The following is a 19,632-nucleotide window of genomic DNA, read 5'->3' as shown; positions in this document are numbered from 1 at the left end:
GAAGGACCGCCCGCCGCGCGCAATGGCCCGTTGCGGCGCAATGTCGGCGCGGCCCAGATGCTAGAATCACAGGCCTCGCAACCCGTTCATCGACATCCGCCATGAGCCATACCGCCACCGCGCCCGCCAACGCCGAGAAGCGCTACACCGTGCACCGCAGCGATCTGCCGCTGAGCTGCCCGACCCCGGAAATGGCGCTGTGGAACTCGCATCCGCGGGTGTACCTGCCGATCGAAGACGAACCCAACGGCGAAGCGCAGTGCCCCTACTGCGGTTCCGTGTTCGTGCTGGCCGACTAAACGGCGGCCCTTTCGATGCGCCGATTGACCGTGGTGCAGTTGCTGCCGGCGCTGCACTCCGGCGGTGTCGAGCGCTCGACCCTGGAAATCGCTGCGGCCCTGGTCGCCGCAGGCCATCGTGCGCTGGTGGTGTCTGCCGGCGGCCGCCTGGTGCAGCCGCTGCTGGACAGCGGTGCCGAGCACCTCACCCTGGACATTGGCCGCAAGTCGCTCCTGACCCTGCGCCATCTGCCGACCCTGCGTCGGCTGTTTGCCGAGGTCGGCGCGGATATCGTGCATGCCCGATCGCGGCTGCCGGCGTGGCTGGGCCTTTATGCGATCCGTGCGCTGCCTGCCGCGCAGCGCCCGCATTGGGTGACCACCGTGCACGGGTTGAATTCGCCCAGCCGCTACAGCGCGGTGATGACCAGCGGCGAACGCGTGATCTGCGTGTCCAATACCGTGCGCGCCTACGTGCAGCGCCACTACCCGACGGTGCCGGAAGACAACCTGCAGGTCATACCGCGGGGTGTGGATGTCGGCCAGTTCCCGCGCGTGGCGCGCGCCGACCGCCGCCCGCGGCTGGCCCTGGCGGCCGATTACCCCTGGCTGGCGCAGGTGCACGGCCCGCTGCTGCTGCTGCCGGGGCGCGGCACCCGGCTGAAGGGCCACGCCCACGCGTTGCAGCTGCTGGCCGATGTGCGTGCCGCCGGCGTGCCTGCCCAGCTGTGGATGCTGGGCACCGACGAACCCGGGCGCGAGGCCTACGTGGCCGACCTGCGCCGCCAGGCTGCGGCCCTGGGCGTAACCGAGGCGCTGCACATCAGCACGCCAACCGCACGTATCGCCCAGGCCTACGCCGCCAGCGATCTGGTGCTGCAACTGTCGGACAAACCGGAAGCGTTTGGCCGCACCGTGGTCGAGGCGCTGTCTGTCGGCCGCCCGGTGCTGGGCTGGAACCACGGCGGCGTCGGCGAACTGCTGCAGCAGCTGCAGCCCAGCGGTGCGGTACCGCACGGCGACGCGCGCGCACTGGGTGAACGTGCGCTGGCCCTGCTGGCGCAGCCGCCGTCCTTGCCGACCCGTATCCCGTTTACCCTGCAGGCCATGCAGCGCGATACGCTCCGCCTCTATGCCGACCTCGCCGGCTGACCCTTCCGTCCTGGTGCGCGACGACCGCGCCGGGCGCTGGGCACCCTGGTGGGTGCTCGCGTACGTGGCGATGTGGCCGTTGCCGGGCATCGCCGAAACCGTGCTCGGACTGGGCGCGCTGTACGCTGCCGCGCGCATGGTCATGCGCCGGCTGCAGCGCCGCCCGCACCTGTTGAGCACGGCAGCCTGGGCGCTGACCTCGATCCTGTTCCTCGGCTACTGGCTGCCGCAGGCGTTCTCAGCCTTCGACGCCATTGATCCTTCCGCCTCGTGGACCAAGGCCGCCGCTGGCCTGCGCTACCTGCCCTTCATGTGGCTGGTGGCGATCGCAGTGGCCACACCGGAGCGGCGGCGGCTGACCTTTGGCGGGCTGGCGCTGATCACCGGCGCGTGGACGCTGGACGCGCTGGTGCAGGCGCTGGCCGGCACCAGCCCCTGGTTCTGGTCGCTGGAACACCTGAAGCTGGCCGTGAGTGGCCACGCGCTGTGCCCGGCCGACGAAGCCGCGCTGGCCGACCGCCTCAGTGGCGCGCTCGGGCCGTGCAACCTGAAGTTCGGCCAGGTGCTGGCCAGCCTGTCACCGTTCCTGCTGCTGCCGATGGCACGGCGGTTTGGCAATGCGGGTTGGCTGCTGGCTGCCGCCGCACTGGGGTGCGTGCTGCTGCTGGCCGGTTCGCGTGCCTCGTGGATCACCTTTGTGCTGGTGCTGGCCTACAGCGGCGTGCGCCAGTTCGGCGGGAAGCGGCTGCTGCTGCTGGCCGTGCTGGCGGCGCTGGGCGCTGCCGCGCTGGCCGCGGGCGCGCCGCAGCTGCGCGAACGGGTTGCGCGTACGGCGCAGGCCTGGAACGAAGATGGGCAGGGCGTCGACCAGGCACTCTCGGGGCGTGCCCGCATCTGGAAGGCGGCCGTGTGCATGATCGAGGAACATCCGGTCAACGGCGTCGGTGCGCGTGGCTTCCGCGATGCATATCCGGCGTGCGTCGCCGAGGATGGCCCGGCAGTGTGGGGCCATCAACCGGCATTGCACGCCCACCAGATCGTGCTGGAAATCCTTGCCGAGACCGGCGTGCTGGGCCTGCTGCTGTGGCTGGCGGCGGTGGCGCAGGCCTGGCGGGCCTGGCGGTACGCTCCGGCAGCCGCGCGCGACCGCGCCCGGCCGGCGATGCTGGCGCTGGCGGTGACGGTGTTCCCGCTCAATACGCACCTGGCGTTCTACTCCGCGTTCTGGGGGGGGCTGACCGTGCTGCTGGCTGCGTTGTTTGCCGGCAGCCTGCTGGCGCGGGACGCGGACGACACGCCGACGGTGGTGTGATCGTCTATCCACGCATGGCGTGGCGCGACTGCCCGTACCGAACGGAGCATGCTTGGGTAGATCCACGCCATGCGTGGATGGCGCTTTCCCGACGCAACTACCGGTCAACCACCACTAACGGTGTTTCCCTGCGTATCGCACGCTGGAGGCATGGCCAGCCCCAGACTTCGCTACGGTCGGTATTCCCGATCCGGCAACGTGTACTCATTGACCACAGCAACCCTCGGCCGCGAACCGTTGTTCGCCGATGCGGCAAACGTGGCGATCCTTATCGACACACTGCGCTTCGTAGAGCGCAAGAGCTTCAGCCACAGCCTGGCCTGGGTGGTCATGCCCGACCATCTGCACTGGCTGATGGAGCTGCGCGGAGGAGCCCTGGCCGAGTGCATGGCCCTGCTCAAATCACGCAGCAACCGTCTGTTGAACCGGCGATTGGAGCGACAAGGGCCGCTGTGGCAGCACGGTTACCACGACCACGCCGTACGCAGCGATGAATCCCTTCACGAGAAGGCGATGTACATCCTGGCCAATCCGGTCCGTGCGGGCCTGGCCAGCACGTTGGGTGAGTACCCGCACGCATGGTGCCGTTGGCCGTTGTAGGTGCCGGCACCCGGATGCAGAGCCTCCACGCATGGCGTGGATCAAGCTGCACATGAAACCATCCCGCCCCACCGTTATTTGTAGAAATCACTCCGGCCGCCGGGCTGGCGCTTGAAGCGGCGGTGGATCCACAGGTACTGGTCGGGAGCCTCGCGCACCATCGCTTCGATGGCCTGGTTGACCCGGGTGGTATCGGCCTCCACATCCTCGCTGGGGAAGTTCTCCAGCGGTGCGCCGATCTTCAGGAAGTACTTTCCGCCTTCGCGGCGGTGGAAGTACGGAATCACCGCACAGCCGGTCATGCGTGCCAGCTGATGGGTGGCGGTGATGGTTGAAGCGGTGTGGCCGAAGAACGGCACGAACACGGTGTCCTTGCCCCGCATGTCCTGGTCTGGCGCGTACCACAGGAAGCCGCCTTTCTTCAGGTGGCGCACGGTCGCGCGGATGTCCTCGTTGGCGAACATCGCCTTGGCATAGCGCAGGCGGCCGAACTTCACCGCCCACTCGTACACCGGGTTCTTGTGCTTGCGGTACATGCCGGAAAGATCGACGTAGTCGCACAGCAGGCGTCCGCACATCTCCAGGGTCATGAAGTGGCCGGACACCAGCAGCACGCCGCGGCCCTCGGCCTGCATCTGCCGCAGGTGTTCCAGGCCTTCGATCCGCACCTGCGGGCGGATGCGGTCGATGCTGCCCCACCAGGCACGGATGCACTCGAACACGCCCACGCCCAGCGCGTCGAAACTGTCGCGCACCAGGCGCTGGCGCCACGCTTCGTCCTTCTCGGGGAAGCACAGCTGCAGGTTGACCTCGGCGGCGCGGCGGCGGCTGCCGAGCAGGCGCCAGGTGATCCAGCCGACGCCCCGGCCCAGCGCGCGCTGCAGCAGCCACGGCAGGCGGGCGATGGCGAAGGCGCCGAACATGGCGGCGAACATCGGCCAGTTGCGCGGATCGCGCAGCGACGGGCGGACGGCGGTGGTGGCATCGGACATTGCGGCATTCTACCAAGGCCGCCGCGTGTCTTTCCCGGGGGGCTCCCGTATCCTTGCCGCATGCGCAAAGACCCTGTCGAGTGGATCCTGCGCGGCCTGTACTCGGTCGTGCTCTACATCCTGCTGCCGATCACCGTGTACCACCTGGTCTGGCGCGGCTTCCGGGTCCGTGAGTACTTCCGGCGCTGGGACGAACGCTATGCCTCCTATCCGCAGCCGACCGGCCAGCCGCGGGTGTGGCTGCACGCGGTCTCGGTGGGCGAGGTCAATGCCGCCGCACCGCTGGTCAACGCACTGCGCCAGCAGCGCCCGGACATCCGCTGGGTCATCACCACCATCACCCCGACCGGCTCCGAGCGCGTGCGCGCGCTGTGGGGCGACGCGCTGGACCACGTCTACCTGCCATACGACGTGCCGGGCAGCGTCAACCGCTTCCTCGGCCATTTCCAGCCCAGCCTGGCGCTGATCCTGGAAACCGAACTGTGGCCGAACATGCTGTTCGGCTGCCGCGACCGCGGCATTCCGGTCTACATCCTCAATGCCCGCCTGTCCGCCCGCTCGCTGCGTGGCTACCGGCTGCTGGCGGCACTGATCCGCCGTGCGCTGCGCACCGTCACCTGCGTGGCCGCGCAGTCGCAGGACGATGCCGAGCGCTTCGTGCAGCTGGGGGCCGAGCCCCGCCAGGTGCAGGCCCTGGGCAACCTGAAGTTCGACATCGCCACGCCGGACGTGCAGGGCTTCGTCGAACAGTTCCATGCGCGGGTACCGGCCGCACGCCCGGTGTGGATCGCCGCCAGTACCCACGATGGCGAGGAGCAGGCGGTGATCGACCTGCACCGCCGCCTGCGCGCGCAGCATCCGGACCTGCTGCTGCTGTGGGCGCCGCGCCATCCCGAGCGGTTCCCCAAGGTGGAAGCGCTGGCACGCGAACAGGGCTGGCGCGTGGCGACCCGCCGCGTGGACCAGTGGCCGCACGCGGCCACCGACGTGTTCGTCATCGATACGCTCGGCGAGCTGATGCCGTTCTATGCCTGCGCGCAGGTCGCCTTTGTGGGCGGCAGCCTGCAGGCCATCGGTGGCCACAACCTGCTGGAGCCCGCGGCGATGGGAACGGCGGCGGTGACGGGCCCACACCTGCACAACTTCGCGGAAATCTCCCGGCGCATGCGCGAGGCTGGCGCGCTGCTGATCGGCGAGGACGCGCAGGCGGTGGGCGATCTGCTGCAGCACCTGCTCGACGATGCGCAGGCGCGCGAAGACATGGCTCGCGCGGGCTGCACGCTGGTCAGCAATGGCCGGGGCGCGCTGCAGCGCACGCTGGCCCTGGTCGCGCCGCACCTGCCGCCGCCGCGCGGGTGATCCCGGCGCAGCGGCGTCGGCGCCGCTGCAAGCCATTGTCGTGATCAACTTCATCAATTCTGCTTAGCGACGATTTTTCTGTCGCTGCCGGACCGACCCCGCTGATGACAGCGTGCCTGCGATCACAACGCAGCGCGCACGGCACCGATTCCGATTCCGCAGGGCGACGCAGGCTGCCAGCCTGCTGTCGACCGCGCTTGGGCGGATATCAAGGGAACTTGCGATGGACGGCGACAGCGGCAGGGACGGCACCGGTGGGGCCCGGCTGGGAATGGACCATCTGGCGGTGGTGGCGCTGACGCTGCTGGTGGGGGGCAGCGTGATCGCGCTGGTGGGCCAGCACACGGCCGCACAGGCGGGCCCGGCCATCGTGCTGAGCCTGGTGCTGGCTGCATTGGGGGCAGGCCTGGTGCTGTGCTGCCTGCAGGAGCTGGTAGTGCGGTGGCCGGCGGCCGGGGGCCTGCACGGCTTGCTGGCCGCCAGCTGGGGCTCCCGCGTGGCAGGCGTGCTCGGCCTGGCCTTGCTGCTGGAACTGGTGGCGACCACGGCGGGGGTGACCCAATCGATGGTCCTCCACGCGCATGCGGCGCTGGCTGCGGCAGGCCTGCAGGCCTGCGATCCGCTGCCGACGCTGGCGGCGGCAGGCGTGGGCCTGCTGCTGGCTGCACTGGCGCTGCTGCCGCCCCGGCGCGTGGCCCTGGTGGTGTGCGCCCTGCTGACGGTGAAGATCGGCGTGGGGTTGCTGCTGCTGGCCCTGGCGGCACGCCACGTGCACTACGCGCACTGGATTCCCTGGCTGCCACCGGCAACCGCCCCGTATCGGTTCGGGCTGGGCGGGGTGCTGGCGGCTGCGGTGCCGCTGCTGGGGATATTTGCCAGCGTCGGCCTGGCCCTGGGCTTTCCTGCGCTGCGCCGGCAGGGTGCGGCCTGGCAGCCGGCGTTGCTGGCGCTGGTCTCGTTGCTGGCGATGCTGCTGTTGATCGTGCTCGCGGCACTGCAGGCCGGGCTGGTCGAATTTTCCGCATTGGCCAGCTCCCGGCCACTGTCGGTGGCGTTGCAGGTGCATCCGCAGCTGCAATGGATGCAGCCGTTGCTGCCCCTGGGCGGTGCGGCGGGACTGGCGGCGCTGCTGCTGGTGCTGCTGATGCTGGCCGTGCGGCTGGCGACGTCGTTGTGGCCACGCCTGCCGGCCGCGGCAGGACGTCCGGGCGCGGGCCCGGTCACGGTGGCGATCGGGTTGCTGGTGGTGATGCTGGCGCTGTGGCTGCCCCCGGGCAGCCTGCCGGCGCTGCCGGGCAGCGCAACCCTGCTGGTGATGGCGGCCCTGTGCCTGGCGGTACTGCGGCCACGGACCGGAGCGCGGCAGGATGCAGCCGCGCGCGGGCTGCTGATGCCGTTGCTGGCGCCGCTGGCGGTCGCGCTGTGCCTGCTTGCAGCGCTGGAACGCCTGCGGGCGTGGCCGCTCTGACCGCCGCCGGGACCCTGCCGCGGCTGGGCGCGCACGGAAGCATGCCCACAAAAAAGCCACCCTCGCGGGTGGCTTCTTCGTTGCCGGCCAGGCGAAACCTCAGTGCGTGGTCGTGGCCGGGTTGCCTGCGTCCTGGGTCAGCAGCCGGTTGACGTCCTGCAGTTCGGCCACGTCCAGCGCACCCAGCGACTGGCTCAGCAGCAGGCGGTTCTGCAGGAAGGTGTAGCGGGCCTGCGCATAGTCCAGCTGCGCCGAGAACAGGATGCGCTGGTTCTGGATCACGTCCAGCACGGTACGGGTACCGACTTCCAGGCCAACCTGCGAGGCGTCATAGGCGCTCTGTGCCGAAACCACCGCCAGGCGGCGGGCTTCCACTTCGCTGATGCCCTGCACCAGGGTCTGGTACGCATTGCGGGTGTTGCGGTCCAGGGCGCGCTTCTGCTGCTCGTAGCCGTCCTGGGCGATGTCACGCTGGGCCAGTGCCTGGCGCACGCCGGACTGGGTGGCGCCACCGGCGAAGATCGGCACGCTCAGGGTCAGGCCGATGCTGTTGGTGCGGGCATCCGGCGACAGCGAGCCGGCGCCGGTGCTGTCACCCCACGTTGCACTCTTGCCCCAGCTGCCGCCCAACGACAGGGTCGGGTAGTGGCCGCCGCGGGCGGCCTGCACGCCGGCTTCGGCGGCACTGACCTTCAGTTCCTGCGCCTTCAGCGCCGGATTCTGGGTGGTGGCCTGCTGCACCAGCTCATCGATGTTGCCGCGGTTGGCCGGCACTTCCGGGCGGAAGTCGGCCGGCAGCCCACGCAGGTTGGTCACCGGCTGGCCGGTCAGTTCGGTCAGGGCCTGGTAGTTATCGGCCAGGGTGTTCTGCGCAACGATGGTGTTGGCACGCGCCTGGTCGTACTGGGCGCGTGCTTCGTGCACGTCGGTGATCGGCGCCAGGCCCACTTCCAGGCGCTTGTCGGCGAAGTCGAACTGCTTCTTCGCGGCCGCTTCGTTGGTCTGTGCGGCGTTCAGCGATTCGATCGCCACCAGCACGTTGAAGTAGGCCGCCGAGGTGCGCACGATCAGGCTGTCGTTGGCCGAATCGAGGGTGAAATCCGCCGCCTTGCTCAGCTCACGCTGCGAGCGCAGGTTGTTGATCTGGGTCCAGTTGAACAGCGTCTGGCTGCCGTCGATCGTGTAAGTGCGGCGCTTGTTGGTGAACGAGCCGGAATTGGCGTCCGCGTTCGGCTCGCTGCGCGTGCGGTTCAGCGTGGCCTGGCCGTTGATCTGCGGCAGCAGGGCGGCACGCGCCTGCACGGCGCCTTCCTTGTCGTACAGCCGGGTCGATTCGGCGGCCGACAGCTGCGGATCGCCATTGCGGGCCATTTCGTAGACCTGCAGCAGGTCGGCGGCATGGGCGGACAACGGCAGCAGGGCAGTGGCCAGCGCAACAGCGAGGGATCGGCGGATCATTGCGGCTTCCTTGGACTCAGAGGTGGAACTGGGGGGCCGGGGCGGCACCACGCAGGTAATCGATATCGGTCTCGAACAGGGACTCGCTGCTGCCGTCGGCCTTGACCAGCAGGGCCTCCATCGCCGGCGAACGGCCGTGGATCACGAACAGCCGACCGCCCGGACGCAGCCACGAAGCGAACTGTGACGGCACCACGTCGACCGCACCAGTGACACAGATCACGTCAAAGCGGCGTTCGGTCTGCCAGGACAGGGCGTCGGCCACTTCCACACGGACATTGGTGCCCAGGCCGGAGGCGTCCAGGCGCGCGCGCGCGGCGGCGGCCAGCTCCGGGTCGATTTCCAGGCTCAGCACGTCGCGCGCCAGCGCGCCGATGCAGGCCGACAGGAAGCCGCTGCCGGTGCCGATTTCCAGCACTTCGTCACCCGGCTGCAGGTCCAGCGCCTGCAGGGTACGGCCCTCGATGACCGGCTTCATCATCTTCTGGCCATTGCCGATCGGCAGTTCGACATCGGCGTAGGCCAGTGCCCGGTGCGCGTCGGCGACGAAGGCCTCGCGCGGCAGGCGGGCCAGGACGTCGAGCACCTTGATGTCCAGCACGTCCCAGGGACGGATCTGCTGTTCCACCATCAGTTCGCGGGCGTGGGCGTAATCAATCGTCATGAGGTTCAAATCCAGCGCAGTGGGCCGGCCATTTTACCGGTGCCGGAGGCCGGCGGCGCGCCCAGAGCATCAGCTGCCGGGGGGCCGGGGTCGCAGTGCCGGAAGTCATCGCGACCTCCGGTTCATTCAGGTTTGCCGTTTCAGCCGGTTCCGGCCCCTCGCGGCGCATACGCGCGCAGGAAGAAGTCGACGCTGGCGGTGACGTGGACCAGAGGGTCGCACTCCACCGGTGACAGTGGCATGCCGCACATCATATGCATGTGCACTTCGCCCTTGACCAGGGTCAGGAACTGTTCGCCCGCCAGTGCATAGTCGGCGATCTCCAGTTCGCCACGCTCGGCGCGCGCGCGAAGGAAGTCCGCCAGGGCCTCGCAGGTACGCTCCGGGCCGGCTTTCCAGAACAGCTCGCGCAGGCGCTCGTCGGTCTCCGGCGACATCATCATGCGCTGGATCGAGATCGCCGCGTCGGAGGTGATCAGCTGGAAGAACGCCAGGCCGATGCCGATCAGCTGGTCGCGCAGCGGGCCATCCGCATCGGCCACGAACAGCGCGTCGGGCAGCATTTCAATGCACTTGGACTGCACGGCCTCGGAGAACAGGGTCTCCTTGTCGCCGAAATGGCTGTACACGGTCAGCTTCGAGACACCGGCCTGGGCGGCGATGGTGTCCATGCTCACGCCGGTATAGCCCTGTTCGATGAACAGGGCCTTGGCGGCATCCAGGATCGCTGCGCGCTTGCCGAGGTCCTTGGGACGCCCGGGTCCGGCGGCCTTGACAGCAGGCTTGGCCGACGGCTTTCGGGAAGTGGGAGAACTCATCGCGCTAATACTAGACCAAGCGGTTCGATATTTATACTATACCGGCCGGTTTATTAAATTGGGCCGGCAGTCGCGGCTCCCCCTTAGTTGCAACCCTGCGTTTTCAGGACGTTGACCGATGAAGATCGTGCGCTGGATGGGCGGTATGGTGTGGGTGGCTGCGCTGGCAGCCTGTTCTGGGCAGGAACAGGCGCCACAGGCGGCCGTGCCGGTGCTGGTGGTCCATCCCGGGGAGCAGGCCGGGCAGGCGCCGGCGGCGTTCCCTGGAACGGTACGTGCGCGGCAGGAGAGCCCCTTGTCGTTCCGCGTCGGCGGCAACCTGGTCAAGCGCCACGTCGATGCCGGGCAACGGGTGAAGAAGGGCGATGTGCTGGCCGAGCTGGACGTGGCCGACTTCGCGCTGCAGGCCCGTGCCTCGCAGGCACAGCTGACTGCGGCCGAAGCCGATCTGGTGCGTGCCCGTGATGACCTCAAGCGCTACCAGGTGCTGGCCGACCAGCAACTGGTCAGCCGCTCGCAGCTGGACCAGCAGTCGGCTGCGTTCAAGGCCGCGCAGGGCCAGGCCAACGCCGCCCGCGCCAACCTCGATGTGCTGCGCAACCAGGCCGGCTATGCGCAGCTGCGCGCCCCGGCCGACGGCGTGATCGCCAGCCGCGAGGCCGAAGCCGGGCAAGTGGTGTCGGCGGGCCAGACCATCTTCAACCTGGCCGCCGATGGTGCACGCGAAGTGCTGATCGACCTGCCCGAGGCCACTCTCCGTGACTACGCGGTCGGCCAGCCGGTCGAGGTGGAATTGTGGAACCGCCCGGGCCAGCGCCTGCCGGGCACGATCCGCGAGATCGCGGCCGCCGCCGATCCGCAGGCCCGCACCTATGCGACCCGGGTCAGCCTGGCGGCCGATGCGCTGGCCGATGTCGAACTGGGCCAGAGCGCGCGCGTGTACAGCAGCGCCGGCCGCCACGGCACCCTGCAGCTGCCGCTGGGCGCGCTGCAGCGCGGTGCCAATGGTGCTGCCAGCGTGTGGGTGGTCGATCCGGCCAACAGCACGTTGAAGGCCGCCGCGGTCACCACCGGTGCCTACGGCAGCGAGACGGTGCCGGTGCTGTCCGGCGTGGGGGCCGGTGACTGGGTGGTCGCCGCAGGCGGCCACCTGCTGCGTGCCGGCCAGCCGGTGATCGCCGTGGACCGGCAGAACCGGCCGGTGCTGAAGCCGGCCACGCCGGCCGCTGCCGCCAAGGCCAGGGAGTAAGCCGGTGCGCCGCTTCAATCTTTCCGAGTGGGCGTTGTCCAACCGCCCGCTGGTGCTGTTCGCGATGCTGGCCTTCGCGCTGATCGGCGCGTGGTCGTACAAGCATCTGGGCCAGTCCGAGGACCCGCCATTCACGTTCAAGGCGATGGTGGTGCGCACGCTGTGGCCGGGCGCCACCGCCGAACAGGTCTCGCGCCAGGTGACCGAGCCGATCGAGAAGGCGCTGATGAACACCGGCGAGTACGAGTTCATCCGCTCGTATTCGCGCCCGGGCGAATCGCAGGTCATCTTCATGGCGCGCGACAGCCTGCGTTCCAGGCAGATCCCGGACCTGTGGTACCAGGTGCGCAAGCGCGTGGGCGACATCCGCCCGACGCTGCCGCGCGAGATCGTCGGCCCGTTCTTCAACGATGAGTTCGGCGACACCTACGGCAACATCTACGCCTTGACCGGCAAGGGCTTCGACTACGCGGTGATGCGCGACTACGCCGACCGCATCCAGCTGGAACTGCAGCGCGTGCCCGACGTCGGCAAGATCGACCTGGTCGGCCTGCAGGACGAGAAGGTCTGGATCGAGCTGTCCAACACCCGCCTGGCCACGCTGGGCGTGTCGATGCAGCAGGTGCAGCAGGCACTGGCCGACCAGAACGCGGTCACCGGCACCAGCTTCTTCGAGACCGCCACCGACCGCGTGCAGCTGCGCGTGACCGGCCAGTTCAACGACATCGACGCGATCCGGCAGTTCCCGATCCGTGCTGGCGACCGCACCGTGCACCTGGGTGACATCGCCGAGGTCAAGCGCGGCTTCGCCGATCCGGCGTCGCCGAAGATGCGCTTCATGGGCGAAGAGGCGATCGGCCTGGCGGTGGCGATGAAGGATGGCGGTGACATCCTCAAGCTCGGTGCCAACCTTGATGCCGAGTTCCAACGGCTGCAGAAGACCCTGCCGGCCGGCATGCAGCTGCGCAAGGTCTCCGACCAGCCGCAATCGGTGGAAGAGTCGGTCGGCGAGTTCGTGCAGGTGCTGACCGAGGCGGTGGTCATCGTGCTGCTGGTCAGCTTCTTCTCGCTGGGCCTGCGCACCGGCCTGGTGGTGGGCGTCACCATTCCGCTGGTGCTGGCGATGACCTTCTTCGTCATGCACTACTTCGACATCGGCCTGCACAAGATCTCGCTGGGCGCGCTGGTGCTGGCGCTGGGCCTGCTGGTGGACGATGCGATCATCGCGGTGGAGATGATGGCCACCAAGATGGAGCAGGGCTTCGATCGCCTGCGTGCGGCCAGTTTCGCCTGGGAATCCACGGCGTTCCCGATGTTGACCGGCACGCTGATCACCGCAGCCGGCTTCCTGCCGATCGCCACGGCCGCATCGAGTACCGGTGAATACACCCGTTCGCTGTTCCAGGTGGTGACCATCGCGCTGGTGGTGTCGTGGATCGCAGCGGTGCTGTTCATCCCGTACCTGGGCGACAAGATGCTGCCGGACCTGTTCAACCCGCAGCCGCCGAAGCCGGGCAGCCTGTCCGCGCGCTGGCGGGCCAGGCGCCAGCAGTGGGCCGACCGCTATCCGGCGTTGGCCAACCTGATCGCACCGCCGCAGCACGGGCATGACCACGATCCCTACCAGCGCCCGTTCTACCGCAGCTTCCGTCGCTTCCTCGACGCCTGCCTGCGCCGCCGCTGGTGGGTGATCGCCGCAACCATCGCCCTGTTCGTGTTCTCGCTGATGATGTTCCGCTTCGTGCCGCAGCAGTTCTTCCCGGATTCGACCCGGCCGGAGCTGATGGTGGACATCGAGCTGGCCGAGGGCGCATCGCTGCGCTCGACCCAGGCCCAGGCCGAGAAGCTGGAGACGCTGCTGTCCGGCCGCGAGGGCATCGCCAACTACGTGTCCTACGTGGGCACCGGTTCGCCGCGCTTCTACCTGCCGCTGGACCAGCAGCTGCCGGCGACCAACTTCGCCCAGTTCGTGGTGCTGGCCAAGGACATCAAATCGCGCGAAAGCACCCGTGACTGGCTGCTGCACGAAGTGATCCCGAAGTTCCCGGATGTGCAGATGCGCGTGACCCGGCTGGAGAACGGCCCGCCGGTCGGCTACCCGGTGCAGATGCGCATCTCCGGCGAGCACATCGAGAAGGTGCAGGCGATCGCGCGCCAGGTCGAGGCCAAGGTGCGTGAGAACCCGCACGTGATGAACGTGAACCTGGACTGGAGCGAGCCGAGCAAGGTGGTGCGGCTGGTGATCGACCAGGAGCGGGCCCGCGCGCTGGGCGTGAGCAGTGCCCAGGTCAGCCAGTTCCTGGCCAGTTCGCTGGCCGGCCAGTCGGTGAGCGTGTATCGCGAAGGCAACCGCCAGATCGAGATGCTGCTGCGCGGGCCGGCCGATGAGCGCAACCAGCTGGAGCTGCTGTCCAGCCTGTCGATGCCGACTGCCAATGGCGGCAGCATCACGCTCTCGCAGGTGGCGACGATGGAGTACGGCTTCGAGGACGGGATCATCTGGCACCGCAACCGGTTGCCGACCGTGACCGTGCGCGCCGACATCAGCGATGGCATGCAGGCGCTGGACGTGGTGCACCAGATCGTGCCCACGCTGGACGGCATCCGCGCCGAGCTGCCCAGCGGCTACCTGCTGGAAACCGGCGGTACCGTGGAGGATTCGGCGCGGGGCCAGAACTCGATCAAGGCCGGCATGCCGCTGTTCCTGGTGGTGGTGGCCACGCTGCTGATGCTGCAGCTGCGCAGCTTCTCGCGAGCAGCGATGGTGCTGGTGACCGCACCGCTGGGCATCATCGGCGCGACCCTGTTCCTGCTGCTGTTCCGCGCGCCCTTCGGCTTCGTGGCGCTGCTGGGCACGATCGCCCTGGCCGGCATGATCATGCGCAACTCGGTGATCCTGATCGACCAGATCCAGCAGGACATCGATGCCGGGCACGACCGCTGGCATTCGATCATCGATGCCACGGTGCGCCGCTTCCGCCCGATCGTGCTGACCGCGCTGGCGGCGGTGCTGGCGATGATTCCGCTGTCGCGCAGTGCGTTCTACGGCTCGATGGCGATCTCGATCATGGGCGGCCTGATCGTCGGCACGGTGCTGACGCTGGTGTTCCTGCCGGCGCTGTATGCGGCATGGTTCCGGGTGAAGCCGGACGAATCCGGGGCGTAATGCCCCGGGTTCTGCGGCCGCGGCCCCGGGTAGGTGCCAACCCTGGTTGGCACATCTCCCAGTAGAGCCACCCCATGGGTGGCTGCGGATTTCCAGGCTCCGTCATCCACGCATGGCGTGGATCTACTGCAGCTGCAGGCCGGTCCGTAGCACCGGCAGCAGCCACTCGACGAACACCTGCACGCGTAGTGCGCGGTGTTGCCGGTGCGGTTGCAGCAGGGTCACCGGCAGCGGTTGTGCCACGTACTGCGGCATCACCTCCACCAAGGCGCCGGATTGCAGCTCGGCCTGCACGTCATAGCGCGGAATCTGCAGCAGCCCCAGCCCGGCCACGCAACATGCAATCGATGCCTCGGCACTGTTGACCCGCACCCAGCCGGGCATCGGCAGCGTGCGCAGCTGGGCGCCATCCTGCCATTCCCACGGTTCCACCCGTGCCGTGGTCGGCGACGCATAGTTCACCGCGCGGTGCTGCTGCAGCTCGGCAGGATGCTGCGGAACACCGTGCTCGCGCAGGTAGGCGGGCGCGGCCACGTTGACGAAGTCGAGCTGGCCCAGCGTGCGCGCCACCAGGCTGGAATCGCCCAGCTGGCCGACCCGCAGCACGGCATCGCAGCCGTCTTCGATCAGGTTCACCGCGCGATCGGTCATGCCCAGGTCCACTTCCACCTGCGGATGGCGCGCGAAGAAGTCGGGCAGGGCCGGGGCGATGATGCGGCGGCCGATGCGGCTGGGCACGTCGATCTTCAGCAAGCCCATCGGCTGCGCGTCGTCCTGGCGGAACAGCGTTTCGGCGTCCTCAACCTCGGCGATCAGGCGCAGGCAGCGCGCATGGAACACGTCGCCGTCGTGGGTGGTGGACACCCGGCGGGTCGAGCGCTGCAGCAGGCGGGTGCCGAGCCGCTGCTCCAGCTCCGCAATCGCCGCCGAAACGGTGGAGCGGGGCAGGCCGAGCTGGTCGGCGGCGCGGGTGAAGCTGGCGCACTCCACGACCCGGGTGAAGATGCGGAAGCGGTCGATCCGGTCCATTGTTCGCGGGCTCTGGAAAGTTAAGTCAATGCGGCGGGCTTTATCCGCATTTTCTGCACGATATCGTCGTCAGGGCAGGGTTGCCACCCCGGGCCACCCTCCTCCCGAGACTCACGCCATGACCGACCATTCCCTGAAGGGCAAGACCGTGCTGATCGCCGGTGGCGCCAAGAACCTGGGCGGACTGATCGCCCGCGACTTCGCCCGCCAGGGCGCCAAAGCCATCGTCATCCACTACAACAGCGCCGCCAGCCAGGCCGACGCCGAAGCGACCGTTGCCGCCGTGCAGGCTGCCGGCAGCAAAGCGGTGGCGCTGCAGGGCGACCTGACGACGGCGGCAGCGATGGAGCGCCTGTACGCCGAGGCCGTGGCAGCGGCCGGACGTCCCGACATCGCCATCAATACGGTCGGCAAGGTGCTGAAGAAGCCGCTGCTGGACATCAGCGAAGCGGAGTATGACGAGATGAGCGCGGTCAACGCCAAGGCCGCGTTCTTCTTCCTGAAGGAGGCCGGTCGTCACGTCAACGACGGCGGCCGCATCTGCACCCTGGTCACCTCGCTGCTGGGTGCGTTCACGCCGTTCTATTCCAGCTATGCCGGCACCAAGGCGCCGGTCGAGCATTTCACTCGCGCGGCGTCGAAGGAGTTCGGCGAGCGCGGCATCTCGGTGACCGCGATCGGCCCCGGTCCGATGGACACGCCGTTCTTCTATCCGGCCGAGAGTGCCGACGCGCAGGCGTATCACAAGACCGCCGCCGCGCTGTCGGCGTTCACCCGCACCGGGCTGACCGACATCGCGGACATCGTGCCGTGGATCCGCTTCCTGGTCACCGATGGCTGGTGGATGACCGGTCAGACCATCCTGGTCAATGGCGGTTACACCACCAAATAACGCAGCCACGCAGGGCGTGGCCGCGGCATATCTGTAGCGTCGAGCCATGCCCGACTGCTGTTGCATGAGTCGAGCACGGTTTGACGCTACAGGTATTTCCGGATGGGTCAGCCCAGCTTCGCCAGCACCGCATCGGTCGCGGCGGCGGTGCTCACCGCCTGGCCCTTGGCCGCCAGATCGGCGGTGAACACGCCGTCGTCCAGCACCGCGTGCACGGCGGCTTCCACTGCGGCAGCCTCGGCGTCGAGCCCCAGCGAATGGCGCAGCAGCATCGCAGCGCTGAAGATCGTCGCGTACGGGTTGGCGATGCCCTTGCCGGCGATATCCGGCGCCGAACCATGGATCGGTTCGTAGATGCCGACCGCACCCGGCTCGCCCAGCGAGGCCGACGGCAGCAGGCCCAGCGAACCGGCCAGCATCGAAGCTTCGTCGGTGAGGATGTCGCCGAACATGTTCTCGGTGACGATCACGTCGTACTCGCGCGGCTTGGCCAGCAGGTGCATGGCCATCGAATCGACCAGTTGGTGCTCCAGCGCCACGTCCGGGAACTCCTCGCGGCCGATGCGCGCGGCCACCTCACGCCACAGGCGCGAGGTTTCCAGCACGTTGGCCTTGTCCACCGAGGTGACCTTGCCGCGGCGCTGCTGGGCCAGGCGGAAGGCGCTGCGCAGCACGCGCTCGATCTCGGCCACGGTGTAGCGGCACAGGTCGCTGGCGCTGTCGGCGTCGCGGGTCTTGTCGCCGAAGTAGATGCCGCCGGTCAGTTCGCGCACCACAACGAAGTCAACGCCCTGCAGCAGCTCGGCCTTGATCGGCGAGGCGTGCAGCGCGGCGTCGTGGGTACGCACCGGGCGCAGGTTGGCGTACAGGCCCAGCGCCTTGCGGATCGCCAGCAGGCCTTGTTCCGGGCGCACCTTGGCATTGGGGTCGGACCACTTCGGGCCGCCGACCGCACCCAGCAGCACCGCATGGGCGGCCTGGCACGCAGCCAGCGTCGACGCCGGCAGCGGTTCGCCGTGGCGGTCGATGGCGATGCCACCAATGTCGTGCTCGCTGAAGGTGAAGGTGTGGTTGAAGCGCGTGGCAACCGCCTTCAGGACGGCAACGGCCGCAGCGGCCACTTCCGGGCCGATGCCATCGCCGGGCAGGACAACAATTTCAGCGTGCATGCTCACTCTCGTAACGTTCGATTTCAGGGACACGGCCCAACAGATACCCCAACTGGTCGACGCCTTCCAGCAGGCAGGTCTGCGAGAAGCCATCCAGCGGGAAGGAATAGACGCGGCCATCGGGCGTGCGCAGTTCGCGCGCGGCCACGTCGATGGTCAGCTCGTCGTCCGGGCGCTGCATCAGCGCCTGCACGTCGGCTTCGTCCAGCACGATCGGCAGCAGGCCGTTCTTCAGTGAATTGCCGCGGAAGATATCGGCGATCTCGCTGCTGACAATGACGCGCAGGCCCAGGTCGGTCAGCGCCCAGGGGGCATGCTCACGCGACGAGCCGCAGCCGAAGTTGCGCCCCGCCAGCAGGATGCTGCGGCCGGCGTTGTGCGGCTGGTTGAAGGCGAAGTCGGCCACCGGCGAACCGTCGGCCTGCCAGCGCCAGTCATTGAACGCGTTGCGGCCCAGGCCGGCGCGTTCGGTGGTGGACAGGAACCGCGCCGGGATGATCTGGTCGGTGTCGATGTTGGTCTGGCGCAGCACCACGCTGGCCGAGGTCAGGGTACGGAAACCGGCCATTACGCCACCTCCTGTGCGAACAGTTCGCGGGTATCGGCAACATGCCCGTTCACCGCGGCCCACGCCGCGCTCATCGGCGAGGCCAGCAGCGTGCGCGAACCGGGGCCCTGGCGGCCTTCGAAATTGCGGTTGCTGGTGCTCACGGCCAGCTGGCCGGGCGCCACCAGGTCGCCGTTCATGGCGATGCACATCGAGCAGCCCGGCTCGCGCCACTCGGCACCGGCGGCGCGCACGATCTCGTCGATGCCTTCGGCTTCAGCTTCGCGCTTGACGATCTCCGAGCCCGGCACCACCAGCATGCGTACCCGCTCGGCGACACGACGGCCGCGCAGCACCTGCGCGACTTCGCGCATGTCGCTCAGGCGACCGTTGGTGCAGGAACCGACGAACACCACGTCCACCGGCGTTCCGGCCAGCGCCCTGCCGGGCTGGAAGTGCATGTAGTCCAGGCCCTTCTGTGCGGCGGCATCGTTGGCTGCCGGGATCGGCGCATCGACCGCGATGGCGGTACCTGGATGGGTGCCCCAGGTCAGGGTCGGACGGATGTCGGCCGCGTCGATGTGCACTTCGCTGTCGAAGCGTGCACCCTCATCACTGCGCAGCTGCTGCCAGCGCGACACCGCGGCCTCGAAGTCGGCACCCTTGGGGCCGCGCGGCGTGTTGGCGACGAAGTCGAAGGTGACCTGGTCCGGCGCCACCATGCCGGCGCGTGCACCGGCCTCGATCGACATGTTGCACAGGGTCATGCGCTGTTCCATGTCCATCGCTTCGATGGTGCTGCCACGGAACTCGATCACATGGCCGGTGCCGCCGTTGACGCCGATCACGCCGATGATGTGCAGCACCACGTCCTTGGCGCCGACCCCCGGCGCCAGCGCACCGTCAACGGTGATTGCCAGGGTCTTGGCCTTGCGCTGCAGCAGGCACTGGGTGGCCAGCACGTGGCCGACTTCGCTGGTGCCGATGCCGAACGCCAGCGACCCGAACGCGCCGTGGGTGGAAGTGTGGCTGTCGCCGCAGACGATGGTCATGCCGGGCTGGGTGAAACCCTGTTCCGGCGCGATCACGTGGACGATGCCGCGGTTGTCAGAAGCCATGTCGAACAGTTCGATGCCGTGCTCGGCACAGTTGCGCGCCAGGGTGGCGACCTGTGCTTCGGCGGCGGCGCTGGCGTAGGGCAGCGAGCCGTCGGCGGCGGCAGGCAACGTCGGCGTGGAATGGTCCATCGTGGCCTTGGTGCGATCCGGGCGGCGCGGCGACAGGCCACGCGCGCGCAGCTCGGTGAACGCCTGCGGTGAGGTCACCTCGTGGATCAGGTGCAGGTCGATGTACAGCACGGCGGGCGCGCTGTCGGATTCGGGGACGACCACGTGGGCGTCCCACAGTTTGTCGTACAGGGTGCGGGGTGCGGAGGTCATGCGTATGCCTGGCAGAAGTACGAAGGAGCGGACATCGGGA

The 19,632-nt window shown here is 68.6% G+C and carries 17 protein-coding genes; 9 read left to right on the top strand and 8 right to left on the bottom strand.

Annotated features, from left to right (window positions below; all coding sequences use genetic code 11):
* Window positions 1-101 precede the first annotated feature (101 nt).
* From NSQ78_RS17950 to NSQ78_RS17935, 4 genes are all read left to right on the top strand, one after another.
* Window positions 102-299 carry a zinc-finger domain-containing protein gene (locus NSQ78_RS17950; RefSeq protein ID WP_005410967.1) on the top strand — a complete coding sequence of 66 codons (198 nt, stop codon included), beginning with the start codon at window positions 102-104 and terminating at the stop codon, window positions 297-299.
* 15 nt (window positions 300-314) lie between these two features.
* Window positions 315-1,430, top strand: a complete 1,116-nt coding sequence (locus NSQ78_RS17945; protein WP_149901785.1) for a glycosyltransferase — start codon at window positions 315-317, stop codon at window positions 1,428-1,430.
* Complete coding sequence (locus NSQ78_RS17940; protein ID WP_064239157.1) at window positions 1,411-2,742, top strand: O-antigen ligase family protein; 1,332 nt, start codon at window positions 1,411-1,413, stop codon at window positions 2,740-2,742. The genes NSQ78_RS17945 and NSQ78_RS17940 overlap by 20 nt, the downstream gene beginning before the upstream one ends.
* A gap of 150 nt (window positions 2,743-2,892) precedes the next feature.
* On the top strand, window positions 2,893-3,342 hold the full coding sequence (locus NSQ78_RS17935; protein ID WP_064239156.1) for a transposase: 450 nt from the start codon (window positions 2,893-2,895) through the stop codon (window positions 3,340-3,342).
* Window positions 3,343-3,416: 74 nt separating this feature from the next.
* On the opposite strand, the gene NSQ78_RS17930 is transcribed toward NSQ78_RS17935, so the two are convergent.
* On the bottom strand, window positions 3,417-4,334 hold the full coding sequence (locus NSQ78_RS17930) for an LpxL/LpxP family Kdo(2)-lipid IV(A) lauroyl/palmitoleoyl acyltransferase (protein ID WP_049469961.1): 918 nt from the start codon (window positions 4,332-4,334) through the stop codon (window positions 3,417-3,419).
* 60 nt (window positions 4,335-4,394) lie between these two features.
* Here NSQ78_RS17930 and waaA point away from each other — a divergent pair, with 60 nt between their 5' ends.
* Together waaA and NSQ78_RS17920 are read left to right on the top strand one after the other, a co-directional pair.
* The gene (gene waaA, locus NSQ78_RS17925; RefSeq protein WP_049469960.1) at window positions 4,395-5,693 is read left to right on the top strand and encodes a lipid IV(A) 3-deoxy-D-manno-octulosonic acid transferase; all 1,299 of its coding nucleotides are present in this window, start codon (window positions 4,395-4,397) and stop codon (window positions 5,691-5,693) included.
* A gap of 223 nt (window positions 5,694-5,916) precedes the next feature.
* Entirely contained in the window at window positions 5,917-7,161 is a 1,245-nt protein-coding gene (locus tag NSQ78_RS17920) for a hypothetical protein (protein WP_064239155.1), read from the top strand.
* A 99-nt stretch (window positions 7,162-7,260) separates the two neighbouring features.
* Here NSQ78_RS17920 and NSQ78_RS17915 read toward each other — a convergent pair whose 3' ends face one another.
* From NSQ78_RS17915 to NSQ78_RS17905, 3 genes are all read right to left on the bottom strand, one after another.
* Complete coding sequence (locus NSQ78_RS17915; RefSeq protein ID WP_049469956.1) at window positions 7,261-8,619, bottom strand: TolC family outer membrane protein; 1,359 nt, start codon at window positions 8,617-8,619, stop codon at window positions 7,261-7,263.
* Window positions 8,620-8,635: 16 nt separating this feature from the next.
* Window positions 8,636-9,283, bottom strand: coding sequence for a protein-L-isoaspartate O-methyltransferase (locus NSQ78_RS17910; RefSeq protein ID WP_049469955.1), 648 nt, complete (start codon window positions 9,281-9,283; stop codon window positions 8,636-8,638).
* A gap of 140 nt (window positions 9,284-9,423) precedes the next feature.
* Window positions 9,424-10,101, bottom strand: a complete 678-nt coding sequence (locus NSQ78_RS17905; RefSeq protein WP_149901786.1) for a TetR/AcrR family transcriptional regulator — start codon at window positions 10,099-10,101, stop codon at window positions 9,424-9,426.
* Window positions 10,102-10,219: 118 nt separating this feature from the next.
* On the opposite strand from NSQ78_RS17905, the gene NSQ78_RS17900 reads away from it, so the two are divergent.
* Together NSQ78_RS17900 and NSQ78_RS17895 are read left to right on the top strand one after the other, a co-directional pair.
* Window positions 10,220-11,350 carry an efflux RND transporter periplasmic adaptor subunit gene (locus NSQ78_RS17900; protein WP_064239153.1) on the top strand — a complete coding sequence of 377 codons (1,131 nt, stop codon included), beginning with the start codon at window positions 10,220-10,222 and terminating at the stop codon, window positions 11,348-11,350.
* Between the two features lie 4 nt (window positions 11,351-11,354).
* Window positions 11,355-14,516, top strand: a complete 3,162-nt coding sequence (locus NSQ78_RS17895) for an efflux RND transporter permease subunit (protein ID WP_064239152.1) — start codon at window positions 11,355-11,357, stop codon at window positions 14,514-14,516.
* Between the two features lie 123 nt (window positions 14,517-14,639).
* On the opposite strand, the gene NSQ78_RS17890 is transcribed toward NSQ78_RS17895, so the two are convergent.
* Window positions 14,640-15,545 (bottom strand): LysR family transcriptional regulator, encoded by a 906-nt coding sequence (locus NSQ78_RS17890; protein ID WP_064239151.1) that lies wholly within the window; start codon window positions 15,543-15,545, stop codon window positions 14,640-14,642.
* A gap of 118 nt (window positions 15,546-15,663) precedes the next feature.
* Between NSQ78_RS17890 and NSQ78_RS17885 the strand changes: the two genes are divergently transcribed.
* Complete coding sequence (locus NSQ78_RS17885; protein WP_064239150.1) at window positions 15,664-16,437, top strand: SDR family oxidoreductase; 774 nt, start codon at window positions 15,664-15,666, stop codon at window positions 16,435-16,437.
* 107 nt (window positions 16,438-16,544) lie between these two features.
* On the opposite strand, the gene leuB is transcribed toward NSQ78_RS17885, so the two are convergent.
* The 3 genes from leuB to leuC are packed head-to-tail and all read right to left on the bottom strand — an operon-like array spanning window position 16,545 to window position 19,592.
* Window positions 16,545-17,606 (bottom strand): 3-isopropylmalate dehydrogenase, encoded by a 1,062-nt coding sequence (gene leuB / locus NSQ78_RS17880; RefSeq protein WP_064239149.1) that lies wholly within the window; start codon window positions 17,604-17,606, stop codon window positions 16,545-16,547.
* Window positions 17,596-18,174: a 3-isopropylmalate dehydratase small subunit gene (leuD, locus tag NSQ78_RS17875; RefSeq protein WP_064239148.1), complete on the bottom strand. Its 579-nt coding sequence runs from the start codon at window positions 18,172-18,174 to the stop codon at window positions 17,596-17,598. Before leuD ends, leuB begins: the two co-directional genes overlap by 11 nt.
* Complete coding sequence (gene leuC / locus NSQ78_RS17870) at window positions 18,174-19,592, bottom strand: 3-isopropylmalate dehydratase large subunit (RefSeq protein ID WP_064239147.1); 1,419 nt, start codon at window positions 19,590-19,592, stop codon at window positions 18,174-18,176. Before leuC ends, leuD begins: the two co-directional genes overlap by 1 nt.
* Window positions 19,593-19,632 lie beyond the last annotated feature (40 nt).

This window comes from Stenotrophomonas sp. FSL W7-1447 (assembly GCF_037966425.1).
In the GTDB taxonomy this organism is placed as follows: domain Bacteria; phylum Pseudomonadota; class Gammaproteobacteria; order Xanthomonadales; family Xanthomonadaceae; genus Stenotrophomonas; species Stenotrophomonas pavanii.
The sequence above is the reverse complement of the archived record's forward strand: the minus strand, read 5'-3'. Positions and strand labels throughout refer to the sequence as shown.

What these genes read in the sequence shown, in the direction of transcription:
- leuD (WP_064239148.1), bottom strand. Translation starts at nt 18,174, where the DNA reads ATGGCCGGTTTCCGTACCCTGACCTCGGCCAGCGTGGTGCTGCGCCAG.
- NSQ78_RS17890 (WP_064239151.1), bottom strand. Translation starts at nt 15,545, where the DNA reads ATGGACCGGATCGACCGCTTCCGCATCTTCACCCGGGTCGTGGAGTGC.
- NSQ78_RS17945 (WP_149901785.1), top strand. Translation starts at nt 315, where the DNA reads ATGCGCCGATTGACCGTGGTGCAGTTGCTGCCGGCGCTGCACTCCGGC.
- NSQ78_RS17915 (WP_049469956.1), bottom strand. Translation starts at nt 8,619, where the DNA reads ATGATCCGCCGATCCCTCGCTGTTGCGCTGGCCACTGCCCTGCTGCCG.
- NSQ78_RS17905 (WP_149901786.1), bottom strand. Translation starts at nt 10,101, where the DNA reads ATGAGTTCTCCCACTTCCCGAAAGCCGTCGGCCAAGCCTGCTGTCAAG.
- NSQ78_RS17920 (WP_064239155.1), top strand. Translation starts at nt 5,917, where the DNA reads ATGGACGGCGACAGCGGCAGGGACGGCACCGGTGGGGCCCGGCTGGGA.
- NSQ78_RS17910 (WP_049469955.1), bottom strand. Translation starts at nt 9,283, where the DNA reads ATGACGATTGATTACGCCCACGCCCGCGAACTGATGGTGGAACAGCAG.
- NSQ78_RS17930 (WP_049469961.1), bottom strand. Translation starts at nt 4,334, where the DNA reads ATGTCCGATGCCACCACCGCCGTCCGCCCGTCGCTGCGCGATCCGCGC.
- NSQ78_RS17935 (WP_064239156.1), top strand. Translation starts at nt 2,893, where the DNA reads ATGGCCAGCCCCAGACTTCGCTACGGTCGGTATTCCCGATCCGGCAAC.
- leuC (WP_064239147.1), bottom strand. Translation starts at nt 19,592, where the DNA reads ATGACCTCCGCACCCCGCACCCTGTACGACAAACTGTGGGACGCCCAC.
- leuB (WP_064239149.1), bottom strand. Translation starts at nt 17,606, where the DNA reads ATGCACGCTGAAATTGTTGTCCTGCCCGGCGATGGCATCGGCCCGGAA.
- NSQ78_RS17940 (WP_064239157.1), top strand. Translation starts at nt 1,411, where the DNA reads ATGCCGACCTCGCCGGCTGACCCTTCCGTCCTGGTGCGCGACGACCGC.
- NSQ78_RS17885 (WP_064239150.1), top strand. Translation starts at nt 15,664, where the DNA reads ATGACCGACCATTCCCTGAAGGGCAAGACCGTGCTGATCGCCGGTGGC.
- waaA (WP_049469960.1), top strand. Translation starts at nt 4,395, where the DNA reads ATGCGCAAAGACCCTGTCGAGTGGATCCTGCGCGGCCTGTACTCGGTC.
- NSQ78_RS17900 (WP_064239153.1), top strand. Translation starts at nt 10,220, where the DNA reads ATGAAGATCGTGCGCTGGATGGGCGGTATGGTGTGGGTGGCTGCGCTG.
- NSQ78_RS17950 (WP_005410967.1), top strand. Translation starts at nt 102, where the DNA reads ATGAGCCATACCGCCACCGCGCCCGCCAACGCCGAGAAGCGCTACACC.